The sequence below is a fragment of the Bacillus massilinigeriensis genome, from assembly GCF_900111815.1.
Classification (GTDB): domain Bacteria; phylum Bacillota; class Bacilli; order Bacillales; family Cytobacillaceae; genus Mesobacillus_C; species Mesobacillus_C mediterraneensis.
The window spans coordinates 595,671-608,609 of sequence record NZ_LT630004.1 but is presented as its reverse complement, the minus strand read 5'-3'; the positions used below and the strand labels follow the sequence as shown (position 1 = coordinate 608,609).

Genomic DNA, 12,939 nt, shown 5'->3' with positions numbered 1-12,939 from the left:
ATTAAACCCTCTTCCATCTAGTGCCCTGAGCCGTATCCTCAAGGATAATGTTCATGCTTTTCAGCTTGTCGCGAATCTCATCTGATAGTGCGAAGTTCCGGTCTTTCCTCGCTTGGTTGCGCTGTTGGATCAATTGCTCGATTTCTTCATCAAGCAGTGCTTCCTCTTCAGGGCTTAAACCAAGAACGCCAAGCAGCTGTTCGAATGCAGTGATGAAGCGGGATATTACTTGTCCCGAAGTGTTTTTTTCAAGAAGGTACAAGTTGGCAAGCTTCGATAAATCAAAAAGGACAGAAACAGCATTCGCAGTATTAAAATCATCGTCCATTGCTTCGATGAATTGGTGCTCAAGTCCGCCGATTTTATCCAGCCACTCTCCATCATTTTCGGTAAGGTTAGAGCTTGCACCAAGGCGATGTTTCAAATTCTGATACGATGTCATAAGACGCTCGAAGGCCGCCTTCGTGTTTTCCAGCAGTTCTTCGCTATAGTTAATCGGGTTCCGGTAATGGACCGACAGCATAAAGAATCGGAGGAGCTGCGGATCATGTTTTTTGATAATGTCATGAACCAAGATGAAGTTCCCAAGTGATTTAGACATTTTTTCATTGTCGATATTGATATAGCCATTATGCATCCAATACTTTGCGAATGTCTTCCCTGTCAAAGCTTCTGATTGTGCAATTTCATTTTCATGGTGCGGGAATGCGAGATCCTGTCCTCCGGCATGAATGTCAATCGTATCCCCAAGATACTCACGGGCCATTGCCGAGCATTCGATATGCCAGCCTGGACGCCCTTTGCCCCATGGGCTTTCCCACGAAATCTCGCCTTCTTTCGCCGCTTTCCAAAGGGCAAAATCTAATGCGTCCTGCTTCTTCTCGCCAACTTGGATGCGGGCACCCACTTTCAATTCATCAATCGATTGATGAGAGAGCTTTCCGTATTCCGCGAATTCTCTTGTACGATAGTAGACATCACCGCCTGATTCATAAGCGAAGCCTTTATTGATAAGCGATTCGATGAACTCGATGATCAAATCCATCGTTTCCGTAACACGCGGATGTACATCCGCCTTTTTGCAGCCCAGCGCAGACACATCCTTGAAATACGCCTCGATGAATCGCTCGGCAATTGCCGGCACTTCTTCGTCAAGTTCTTTCGCTGCACGAATCAGTTTGTCATCTACATCAGTAAAGTTAGAAATATAGCGGACATCGTAGCCTCTGTATTCCAGATAGCGCCTCACTGTATCGAAAACGATCGGCGGGCGGGCGTTGCCAATATGAATGAAATTGTAAACGGTCGGACCGCACACATACATCTTTACCTTTCCTTCTTCAAGGGGGATGAATTCCTCTTTTTTTCGCGTGAGAGTATTATAAATTTTAACTGTCATATCGTCTGGCTCCTTTCTTTTTTCAGCTCTTCCAGCGCTGTCTTCAGCCTAGCAATTTCGGCCTCAATATCGTGGCAGCGATCCGACACAGGATCAGGCAAGTCTCTATGATTCAAGTCTTTGTTCACTTTCACACCGTTCTGGATGACAACCCGGCCCGGGACCCCGACAACTGTCGAATTCGCTGGAACATCCTTCAGCACAACCGAACCCGCTCCAATCTTGGAGCCTTCGCCGATCGTAATGGACCCAAGGACTTTCGCGCCAGTTGCAATCAAAGCATTATCCATAACAGTGGGGTGCCGCTTTCCCTTCTCCTTGCCCGTACCGCCAAGGGTGACCCCCTGATATACTGTTACATTATTGCCGATTTCACAAGTTTCACCGATAACAACGCCCATCCCATGATCGATGAAAAAACGGCGGCCAATCTTCGCACCCGGATGAATTTCAATACCGGTGAAGAACCGGCTAATCTGCGAAACAAGCCTTGCCAAGAAAAAGAATTTCCGTTTAAACAAGCCGTGTGCCAGCCGGTGTCCCCAGATGGCGTGGAGTCCAGAGTAGGTTAAAATAACTTCAAGGTAACTCCTTGCTGCAGGATCCTGCTCAAAAATCACCTCGATATCTTCTTTAAGCATTTTAAACATCTTTTTCCCTCCTATTCATTCCAATTCCCGAAATGTCCTGCAACGAAAAAAACGCCCCTGTCAATAATGACAGAGACGCAAAGACGCGCGGTTCCACTCTGTTTAGGCTGCCGCTTGGCACCCTCAACTTAAACCTGTTAACGGGGGGGCCCGCCCTGAAATACTTAGGATTTCTCCCTTTCATGCAGGGGCTCCGAGGCGCACTTCGAAAAATGAGAGGCCTGAACCACTTTCAGCCGGTGATGGTTCTCTCTAAAAAGCGTCACTTTCCTACTTTCCCTCTTCAACACTTTCGTTAATTTAAATTACTCTTACTATATTACATTCCGGATGATTTGTTAACAGGAATGCTTAAATCTTTTTAACGAAGAAGGTTTTGTACTCTTTCCTTCACTTTTTCCCTGCCTAGCAGTTCAATAGCAAGCATGAGGTCAGGACCATGTGTCTGACCAGTAACCGCTGCTCTGATTGGCATGAACAGCTTCTGTCCTTTATGTCCTGTCCCTTTTTGTACCGCCTTGACCGCGGCTTTGATATTCGCTGCCGTAAACTCTTCCAATCCGTCAATTTCAGCAAGGAACGCTTTCATTACTTCAGGCACTTGTTCGCCTGACAGAACTTCCTTTGCTTCTCCTTCATAGTTTATTTCTTCCATGAAAAAGATATCCGAAAGCTCTACTATTTCCGCACCGTAGCTCATCTTGTCGTGGTAAAGGGAAATTAGGTTATGCACCCAGCGATCTTCCTCGTCCGTTCTGTCTGCACGGATCTTACCCGCTTTCACGAGGTGCGGGATAGCAAGACTTGCTACTCTGTCTACATCGGTTTTTTTCATGTATTGGTTATTCATCCACTCCAGCTTGTTCCGATCGAATAGCGCAGGCGACTTTGACAGCCTTGCAGCATCAAAAATACGGATGAATTCTTCCTGCGAGAATATCTCTTCTTCCCCTGCAGGAGACCAGCCAAGAAGTCCGATGAAGTTAAACAGCGCTTCCGGCAAATAGCCAAGCTCTTCGTACTGTTCGATGAACTGAATAATAGATTCATCCCGTTTGCTTAGCTTCTTCCGGCTTTCATTTACGATAAGCGTCATATGGCCGAACACAGGTCTATCCCAGCCAAGTGCATCATAGATAAGCAGCTGCTTAGGCGTATTGGAAATATGGTCATCCCCACGAAGGACATGCGAAATCTTCATCAAGTAATCATCGACAACAACCGCATAGTTATAAGTAGGCGTGCCGTCTTTCTTCACGATGACAAAATCACCGAAGCCTTCTGACTCGAAGGTAACTGGTCCCTTGACCAAGTCATCAAACATAAGCTCAAGGCCTTCCTGCACTTTAAAACGAACGCTTGGCTTGCGGCCTTCTTTTTCAAATGCTTCCCTATCAGCATCCGAAAGGGACCGACAGCGGCCAGAGTACTTAGGTGTTTCATTATTTTCTAGCTGAGCCTCGCGCTCTTGTTCCAGCTCCTCTTCCGTACAGTAACATTTATAGGCATAGCCTTTTTCCAAAAGCTCTGCCGTGTATTTTTCGTAAATATGGTTTCTTTCCGACTGACGGTAAGGACCGTACTCTCCGCCTACATCAACGCTCTCATCCCAATCGATTCCAAGCCACTTCAAATAATGAAGCTGGCTCTCTTCTCCGCCTTCAATGTTGCGCTTCTTGTCCGTATCTTCAATCCGAATGATGAATTTACCGCCCTGGTTTCTGGCAAACAAATAATTAAACAATGCCGTACGAGCATTCCCGATATGTAAATGGCCTGTTGGGCTAGGCGCATAGCGAACTCTCACTTCTGACATAACAAATCCTCCCAAAAGCAGCATGTGCCGGAATCCAATAGCCAGCACACCATGCATTTTTCTAATGAAATTTTGTAACATCTATTGTATCACTAAGAATCTCCTGATAAAAGGACAGGCCAAGTTCATCTTTTTTCGAGAAGGATAACAGCCTGTGCAGCAATGCCTTCACCGCGCCCTGGAAAGCCAAGCTTCTCCGTTGTCGTCGCTTTAACATTCACCTGATTTGTTTCTGCTTCTAAAAGCGTTGCAATCCGCTCCTGCATCTTCCCGATATACGGTGCCATCTTTGGCTGCTGGGCAATGATCGTGCAATCAATATTCACGAGGCAATAGCCTTTTTCCTTCACGAGCGTCCATACATGCTGCAACAGCTGCGCTGAATCTGCGTCCTTGAACTCCGGATCTGTATCAGGGAAATGTCTGCCGATATCCCCTTCCCCGATTGCTCCAAGCGCTGCATCCGCAACGGTATGCAGCAAAACGTCCGCATCCGAGTGACCCAACAGCCCTTTTTCGTATGGAATCGTGATTCCACCAATAATAAGCGGACGATCCTCTGTCAGTATATGCACATCAAAACCTTGTCCTATACGAAACATGCTTACATACTCCTTTAACCTCTTATTGTTCGATCTCCCGCTTGTTCAGAATGGCTTCAGCGAAAAATAAATCCTCTGGTGTCGTCAGCTTAATATTATCATAATCTCCTTCGATGATTGCGACCTTCACACCTATTCTCTCCGCAAGGCTGCTTTCATCTGTCCCGATGAAACTTTCTGCCTCAGCCCTTTCATGGGCTTCGCGAAGGATGGAAACACGAAAAGCTTGCGGGGTTTGGACTGCCCACAAGCTTGATCTCTCCACCGTCTCTGTCACCTGAAGGTTTTCCGCTTTCTTGATCGTATCCTTCACAGGAACCGCGACAATGGCAGCACCTTCGCGCTTGGCAGCGGCTGTCAACAAGGAAATCGTCTCTATCCTAATGAACGGACGAGCTGCATCGTGGACGAGAACAATCTCTTCTCCTTCCACAGCTTTTAACCCGTTCCGAACACTGTCCTGCCTCTCTTTGCCGCCCGGTACAAGCGCCTGAATTTTACTGATGGCATATTCCGCTAAGAGCTCCTTGAATGCAAGTACATCATCAGGATGAACTGCTAACACTATTCCGGAACAATCCTCATCTTCTTCGAAAACCCTCAATGTATGGATGAGCACAGGGATTTCTCGAAGCGCTAAAAGCAGCTTGTTCTTCCCTGCACCCATTCTCTTTCCCTGGCCAGCCGCCGGGATGATGACAGTATATGCCATAATATAACCCCTATCTTTCTATAAAGCTTTCTCCAACAGCTTCGGTTTTGCAAAAATCATTCGGCCTGCCGAAGTTTGCAGCACGCTCGTCACAAGCACATCGATTCTTTTTCCAATATAATCGCGCCCTTCCTCCACAACGATCATCGTTCCGTCGTCAAGATAAGCGATTCCTTGCTTCTGTTCTTTTCCATCCTTGATCACTTGGATGTTAAGCTCCTCACCTGGCAACACCACAGGCTTCACCGCGTTTGCCAGGTCATTAATATTGAGCACAGACACTCCCTGCAGCTCACACACTTTATTAAGATTGAAATCATTTGTGACAACAATTCCGCCGGAAAGCTTTGCGAGCTTCACAAGCTTGCTGTCGACTTCCTGGATATCCTCAAAGTCACCTTCGTAAATTTCAACTTTAATATCAATTTCTTTCTGGATCTTGTTCAGGATATCAAGACCCCGGCGTCCTCTGTTGCGCTTGAGGACATCGGAAGAATCCGCAATATGCTGCAATTCCTCTAATACGAATTGCGGAATGACAATCGTTCCGTCGAGGAAGCCTGTCTGGCAAATATCCGCAATCCTTCCATCGATAATAACGCTCGTATCGAGGATTTTCATTGTGCCAGGATGCTTCTTCTCCGGATCCTCTTCTACTGCCTTTTTCTTGTTTTTCGCAAAAAGGTTAAGCATCTCATCACGCTTCTTAAAGCCCACCTGGAAGCCGAGATAACCGAAGATCAACGTCAATACGATCGGAACCACCGTGTTGAGTATTGGAAAATCATTCAAGGTAAATCCAATCAAAAAAGCGGCGAACAAGCCGAACAACAAGCCGACGCTTCCAAAAATGATATCAGTGATTGGCGCCTTGATCAGCGATTCCTCAAACCACTTCACAAAATTCGTCACATGCCCGACTGCCCAGAATGTAATAAGATAAAAAATAATTGCACCTAGAACGGCAGAAACATACGGACTTACGAGAAGAGGAACATCCTCTAGATTAATCAATGTTACTAAATCAGGAATTAAGAATATACCAAGCGTTCCTCCGGTAAAAAGGAAGCAGGCCTGGATGATACGTCTTAACATCCCTTCACCTCCTTCTACTCATTATAAACATTTTCCAATATTTGAAACATACTGGTTGGATTTTTTACGTTATGACCGGACCGGAAAAAGTCGGAAATAGAACGGGAGTTGCCGGCAGTCGGCACATCTTTAAGGTAGCACCGCTTACAGGGACTGTCAAATGATAGCAGACTGCCAACTTGCAACAGCTCTCAAACCCGTCTTCTTTCAATGAAAATTCCCTAATTTCAGTCAATCTAATGTCACCTTCAATGCTTCACTGACAGTATTTACTCCAATCAGTCTCACACCTTTTGGTGCCGTCCAGCCGCTAAGATTATTTGCAGGCAGGATAATCCTTTCAAATCCAAGCTTGGCCGCTTCCTGAACTCGCTGTTCAATCCTCGACACCCGTCTGACCTCCCCTGTCAGTCCTACCTCTCCGATTAGGCAGACAGCCGGGCTCGCAGGCTTGTCACGGAAGCTTGACGCAATGCTGACAGCTACAGCTAGGTCGATCGCAGGCTCGTCCAGCTTAACGCCCCCTGCCACTTTCAGGTAGGCATCCTGGTTAGCGAGCAAGAGGCCCACTCGTTTTTCCAGCACCGCCATCAGCAGCGACACCCTGTTATGGTCAATACCTGTTGCCATCCTCCTCGGGTTTCCAAAGCTTGATGGGGAAATAAGCGCCTGAATTTCTACAAGCACCGGCCTTGTCCCTTCCATGGAAGCAACGACTGTCGAACCGGATGCTCCTTGCGAGCGTTCCTCGAGAAAAATCTCCGAGGGGTTCGCGACTTCTTCCAGTCCAGCTTCCTTCATTTCAAAAATCCCCATCTCATTCGTAGAACCAAAGCGGTTCTTCACCGCCCGCAATATCCTGTATGTGTGGTGCCGCTCTCCTTCAAAATACAGCACTGTGTCCACCATATGCTCCAACAGGCGCGGACCTGCAATGGAGCCTTCTTTCGTCACATGTCCGACAATAAAAATCGCCACGCCTTTTGTTTTGGCAATCCGCATCAATTCCGCTGTAGATTCCCTAACCTGGGAAACACTACCCGGAGCAGAAGTGACATCAGGATGGTAGACCGTCTGAATAGAGTCAACAATGACAAATTCAGGGGAAACATTTTCAATCGTCCTGCTGATTTCCTCCAGGTTTGTTTCTGAATAGATGAGCAAATTATCGGAAGCAACCCCAAGGCGCTCTGCTCTTAGTTTAGTCTGCCTCATTGATTCTTCCCCTGATATATACAAGACAGAATGCCCTTTCCTTGCAAGCTGAAAGGAAACCTGCAGAAGAAGGGTGGACTTCCCAATGCCAGGGTCTCCACCGATCAATACAAGCGATCCCCTGACGACTCCTCCTCCAAGCACACGGTTCATTTCCATCAAGTCAGTGTAAATCCGCGGTTCCGTCACCATCTCAATAGATGTGATTGGGACAGGCTTTACCGCTATTCCCGATGAAGTTCCTCCTGCTCCTGTAAAAGCTCCGCGTCTGCCGCCGGAAGCTGTTTCCGTCTCTTCGACCATTCTGTTCCATTGACCGCAACCCGGACATTTTCCCATCCATTTTGCTGATTCGTATCCGCATTCCTGGCAGATGAATTTCGTTTTTCTTTTAGCCATGTTCTTTCTTCCTCTCCATGCCAGCCATATCTTAAACGAAAAAGAGGTACACGATATCCGTATACCTCTTTATTATAATGGAAATATGTTACACGTTTGTTGCATTCTCTATTGTTTTTACAACAAATTTGCCATCTTCTACGTCGATTAGAACATGCTGACCTGTTAAGACAGTCCCTTTCAACAGCTCTTCCGAAAGCTGGTCTTCAATATGCTTCTGGATTGCCCTGCGAAGCGGCCTTGCACCATATTCCGGATCGTATCCTTCGTCCGAGATCTTTTCTTTTGCTGCATCTGTCAGCTCGAGTTGGATATCCTGTTCCTTCAGACGCAGAACGAGCTGATCAGACATGAGCGTGACAATCTTTTTCAGATGTTCTTTTTCAAGAGAATGAAAAACGATGATTTCGTCAATCCGGTTGAGAAACTCCGGACGGAACGCCCTTTTCAGCTCTTCCATAACTTTGCCCTTCATGTCTTTGTAATTCTGCTCGCCATCCTGAATGTTAAATCCAACGTATTTGTTGCGCTTCAAGGCCTCTGCACCGACGTTGGATGTCAGAATCAGCACCGTGTTGCGAAAATCGACGGTGCGCCCCTTCGAGTCTGTCAGCCTGCCATCTTCCAGCACCTGCAGAAGGATATTAAAGACATCGGGATGTGCCTTCTCGATTTCATCGAGGAGAATAACTGAGTATGGCTTCCTGCGGACCTTCTCAGTTAATTGCCCGCCTTCGTCATAGCCGACATATCCCGGAGGTGAACCAACAAGCCTTGAAGTGGAATGCTTCTCCATGTATTCAGACATATCGATGCGGATCATCGCATCTTCATCTCCGAACATGGACTCCGCAAGCGCTCTTGCCAATTCGGTTTTACCTACACCTGTAGGTCCAAGGAAAATAAAGGAGCCGATTGGACGCTTCGGATCTTTCAACCCTGCCCGTGCACGGCGGACTGCTTTCGACACCGCTTTTACCGCTTCTTCCTGGCCAATAAGGCGGGAATGAAGAATTTCTTCCAGCTTCAATAATTTATCTGTTTCAGTTTGCGCCAGCTTGGAGACAGGAATTCCGGTCCAGCTTGAGACAACATGGGCGATATCTTCCACTGTCACTTCGCTGTTTTCCTTGCCTTGCTTTTCCTTCCATGTCTTCTTCGTATTCTCCAACTGCTCACGGAGACGCTGTTCTGTATCGCGGAGGGAAGCAGCCTTTTCGAATTCCTGGCTCTGTACGGATGCGTCCTTCTCTTTCCTTACTTCCTCAAGCTTCATTTCAAGCTCTTTCAAGTTTGGAGGTGTGGTGTAAGAACGAAGGCGGACCTTAGAGCCTGCCTCGTCAATTAAGTCGATTGCTTTATCAGGCAAGAATCGATCGGAAATATAGCGATCTGAAAATTTAACAGCTGCATCAATTGCTTCATCAGTAATGGAAACACGGTGATGTGCTTCGTAACGATCACGCAGCCCTTTCAATATTTGAACGGATTCTTCTGCTGTTGGCTCATCCACCGTAATTGGCTGGAAGCGCCTTTCAAGCGCAGCATCCTTTTCAATGTATTTACGGTATTCATCCAGCGTTGTTGCGCCGATACACTGTAATTCACCACGTGCAAGGGACGGTTTCAAAATGTTGGAGGCATCAATGGCTCCCTCTGCTCCCCCTGCGCCAATCAGCGTATGAAGTTCGTCGATGAAAAGGATAATATTCCCTGCCTGGCGAATTTCATCCATGACTTTTTTCAAACGATCCTCAAACTCTCCTCGATATTTCGTCCCGGCTACAACGGTTCCCATATCGAGTGTCATGACCCGTTTGTCTCTCAAAATTTCCGGCACTTCATTGTTCACGATCTGCTGAGCGAGCCCTTCCGCAATTGCGGTTTTACCTACACCCGGTTCCCCGATCAAGACAGGATTGTTCTTTGTCCTTCGGCTCAGCACCTCAATGACACGCTGGATTTCTTTGCTGCGCCCGATTACCGGGTCAAGGCTTCCTTCCCTTGCTGTAGCGGTCAAATCCCTTGCAAGGCTGTCAAGTGTAGGGGTGTTAGCGTTGGCAGATGCTCCCGGCTGTCCCCCGGCTGTTTCGTTGCTGCCTAGCAGCTGCAACACCTGCTGGCGCGCTTTGTTTAGGCTGACGCCAAGATTGTTGAGCACACGCGCGGCAACACCTTCTCCTTCACGAATTAAGCCGAGCAGGATATGCTCTGTGCCGACATAAGAATGTCCGAGTTTACGCGCTTCATCCATCGACAGTTCGATGACCTTTTTGGCACGAGGGGTATAATGAATAGTTTGTGCTCCTTCTTCCCCGCGGCCAATTAAATTCTCGACTTCCTTCTGAATCTTCTCAGCCCCAAGACCGAGACCATACAGCGCTTTTGCGGCAATCCCTTCGCCTTCGCGTACAAGACCAAGCAGGATATGCTCTGTGCCAATATTGCTGTGTCCAAGGCGGATTGCCTCTTCCTGTGCCAATGCCAATACTTTCTGAGCTCTCTCTGTAAAGCGTCCAAACATCATAATACCCATCCTCCTTATAGTTTGTTCTTTTCCATCCTTAAACGTTCCCTAATCATTGCAGCCCTTCGGATATCCCTTTCGTCCGGTCTAAGCGGGCCACCAGCATACTGCTGCAAAAACCCCGGCTGCGTGAGTATCATCAATTCATTTAAAATATTTTTAGAGATATCCTTTAAATATCCCATATCTATTCCAAGCCGAACATCGGATAAACAGCGAGCTGCCTCCTTTGACTCAATGATCCGGCTATTTGCAAGTACCCCATAGGAGCGGAAGATTCTATCTTCTAATTGTATGTTGGATGTTTTAGCTAATGCTTCCCGTGCTGACCTTTCCTGTTCAATGAGCTGTTTAACAACACTCTTTAAATCTTCCACAATATCTTCCTCAGATTTTCCGAGTGTAATCTGATTCGATATTTGAAAAATATTGCCGAGGGCTTCACTGCCTTCTCCGTATATCCCTCTTACTACAAGTCCGAGCTGATTAATCGCAGGGACAATTCTATTGATCTGCTGGGTCAAATAAAGCCCTGGCAAATGCATCATAACGGATGCCCTTAAGCCGGTTCCCGCATTTGTGGGGCAGCTCGTCAAGTAGCCATATTTCTCATCGAAAGCATAATCAAAACTCGTTTCCATCCAATCGTCAATATCATTCGCAGCCTCTAGCGCCTCAGAAAGCTGAAATCCCGGGAAAAGGCATTGAATCCGAATGTGATCCTCTTCATTTACCATGATGCTGAACTCTTCATTTTCAGATAAGAGACAAGCACCCTGCCTTGATTGCTCCGCAAGATGCGGGCTGATCAAATGCTTCTCTACCAACACTCGCTTTTGCAGCGGCTGGACTTCATTCATCTTCAGCATTTCAAGCTTTTCACCGTTTGGCCCCTTGCTTTCATGAGCCCATGCCTCCACTGCATTTAAAACTCTGGACGCCTCTTCATTTTCGGCTAATGTTGGGAATTTGTAATTATTTAAATTTCGTGCAAGCCTAATTCGCGAGCTTAGGACAATATCGGAATCAGGCCCTTCCGTACCCATCCAGGAACTGACTGCCTGGTTGATGAATCTTTCCAGTGACAAATCTACTCCCCTCCCTTGCTCTGCTCAGCGAGCCTCTTTTCAAGTGCACGGATTTCATCCCTTAGCTCAGCAGCCTGTTCAAATTCCTCTTTCGCAATCAAATCTCCCATTTTTTCTTTTAAGGAAGATAAGTTTCTTTGCATGCTGATTGTCCCGCCAATCCGCTTTGGAATTTTACCGCTGTGGACAGAATTTCCGCTATGCAGTCTTCGGATAATCGGCACAAGCTGCTCCCTGAAAGTATCATAGCAGTGAGCACAGCCGAAGCGCCCAATTTTCACGAATTGAGGATACATCATATGGCAATGCGGACACTGGAGCACCTCGTCCTGATGAAAGTGGCCTTGGGCGCTTGATTGAAGAGCTGGTTCAATATGAAGCAGCCCAGCAAGCAAGTTGTTAAGGGAGAAACCATGTCCTTGGTTCATCATAAACATTTCCCCTTTTTCATGTGCACATTGCTCACATAAATGAAGCTCTGTTTTTTCACCATTGCTGAAATTCGTAAAATGCAGGGTCGCCGGTCTTTGGTTACATTCCTGACATATCATGCTTTCACCTCTTTAGCTCAATCTTTTTACTTATATTTAAGCGCCATCAGCATCGCCTTAAGCATTCTCGCCCGAAGTTCATCTCTCTCGGGCAAATCGATATGCAGAACGGAACGGTCAAGGACACTCATCATGATTTTCGCTTCCCGCTCTGTGATCACTTCTTCCTCTGTGATCCTGCCGATGATATGTCCGGCATTCGCTTGAGTGACACGGTGGTTTATCAGCGACAGCAGCTGATCGATCAAGTGCGCATGATCGTACAGCTGAACTTTCATAATCCTGATATAACCTCCGCCCCCCCGTTTGCTTTCCACCATATAGCCGCGTTCAATCGTAAACCTTGTATTGATAACATAGTTGATTTGGGATGGCACGCATTGAAATTTATCGGCAATTTCGCTCCTTTTTATTTCAACGATATCCCTATCACTCAATTCCAACACCTGTTTCAGGTATCTTTCAATGATATCCGAGATATTTCTCACAAAACCTCCCCCATTCCGACTTCAGCCTTCCTTTGAGTCTGTCTGGGCACCTTATTAAGCACGCCCTGACTTTGACTATCTTTGACATTAATTATACAAAATTTTTTCTTCCGTTGCAATCTTCCACTACCTCTATCATGCCCGGAATAACAATGCACAAAACCTGCATTTGTCTCATAGCTCAAATTAGATTCAAGTAATACGAGTTAACGCTATCTCCTATGCCCCTCCTTCTCGTATCGAGGATGATTGAAAGGTAGCACTTGCAATTAGAGCCGAAGGCCTGGGGGGGCGGAATTACTCACACCGGGGGCGGAATCAACCAAGTTGTGCGCAGAATCAGCCGACTTTGAGGAGAAATCGCTCATCTTGCGGAAAAAACAACCAAATACTGGTC

At 46.8% G+C, this 12,939-nt stretch carries 11 protein-coding genes and 1 other annotated feature; all 11 genes read right to left on the bottom strand.

Annotated elements, in window-relative coordinates; genetic code table 11:
• Window position 1: 1 nt before the first annotated feature.
• Complete coding sequence (gene cysS, locus BQ5796_RS03225; protein WP_071458923.1) at window positions 2–1,399, bottom strand: cysteine--tRNA ligase; 1,398 nt, start codon at window positions 1,397–1,399, stop codon at window positions 2–4.
• On the bottom strand, window positions 1,396–2,049 hold the full coding sequence (gene cysE, locus BQ5796_RS03220) for a serine O-acetyltransferase (RefSeq protein WP_071458922.1): 654 nt from the start codon (window positions 2,047–2,049) through the stop codon (window positions 1,396–1,398). The genes cysS and cysE overlap by 4 nt, the downstream gene beginning before the upstream one ends.
• Window positions 2,050–2,117: 68 nt before the next feature.
• Window positions 2,118–2,345 (bottom strand) — a binding site (T-box leader).
• Between the two features lie 65 nt (window positions 2,346–2,410).
• A complete protein-coding gene (gltX, locus tag BQ5796_RS03210) occupies window positions 2,411–3,865 on the bottom strand; it encodes a glutamate--tRNA ligase (RefSeq protein ID WP_428839285.1) in 1,455 nt (484 codons plus the stop codon).
• Window positions 3,866–3,990: 125 nt separating this feature from the next.
• Window positions 3,991–4,467 carry a 2-C-methyl-D-erythritol 2,4-cyclodiphosphate synthase gene (gene ispF, locus BQ5796_RS03205; protein ID WP_071458920.1) on the bottom strand — a complete coding sequence of 159 codons (477 nt, stop codon included), beginning with the start codon at window positions 4,465–4,467 and terminating at the stop codon, window positions 3,991–3,993.
• A gap of 22 nt (window positions 4,468–4,489) precedes the next feature.
• Complete coding sequence (gene ispD / locus BQ5796_RS03200) at window positions 4,490–5,179, bottom strand: 2-C-methyl-D-erythritol 4-phosphate cytidylyltransferase (protein WP_071458919.1); 690 nt, start codon at window positions 5,177–5,179, stop codon at window positions 4,490–4,492.
• Between the two features lie 18 nt (window positions 5,180–5,197).
• On the bottom strand, window positions 5,198–6,274 hold the full coding sequence (locus BQ5796_RS03195; RefSeq protein ID WP_071458918.1) for a PIN/TRAM domain-containing protein: 1,077 nt from the start codon (window positions 6,272–6,274) through the stop codon (window positions 5,198–5,200).
• Window positions 6,275–6,505: 231 nt separating this feature from the next.
• Window positions 6,506–7,888, bottom strand: a complete 1,383-nt coding sequence (gene radA / locus BQ5796_RS03190; RefSeq protein WP_071458917.1) for a DNA repair protein RadA — start codon at window positions 7,886–7,888, stop codon at window positions 6,506–6,508.
• A gap of 88 nt (window positions 7,889–7,976) precedes the next feature.
• The gene (clpC, locus tag BQ5796_RS03185) at window positions 7,977–10,415 is read right to left on the bottom strand and encodes an ATP-dependent protease ATP-binding subunit ClpC (protein WP_071458916.1); all 2,439 of its coding nucleotides are present in this window, start codon (window positions 10,413–10,415) and stop codon (window positions 7,977–7,979) included.
• Window positions 10,416–10,429: 14 nt separating this feature from the next.
• Entirely contained in the window at window positions 10,430–11,503 is a 1,074-nt protein-coding gene (gene mcsB / locus BQ5796_RS03180) for a protein-arginine kinase McsB (RefSeq protein WP_071458915.1), read from the bottom strand.
• A 2-nt stretch (window positions 11,504–11,505) separates the two neighbouring features.
• Window positions 11,506–12,054 carry a protein-arginine kinase activator protein McsA gene (gene mcsA, locus BQ5796_RS03175; RefSeq protein ID WP_071458914.1) on the bottom strand — a complete coding sequence of 183 codons (549 nt, stop codon included), beginning with the start codon at window positions 12,052–12,054 and terminating at the stop codon, window positions 11,506–11,508.
• A 26-nt stretch (window positions 12,055–12,080) separates the two neighbouring features.
• Entirely contained in the window at window positions 12,081–12,542 is a 462-nt protein-coding gene (locus BQ5796_RS03170; protein WP_071458913.1) for a CtsR family transcriptional regulator, read from the bottom strand.
• Between the last annotated feature and the right edge of the window lie 397 nt (window positions 12,543–12,939).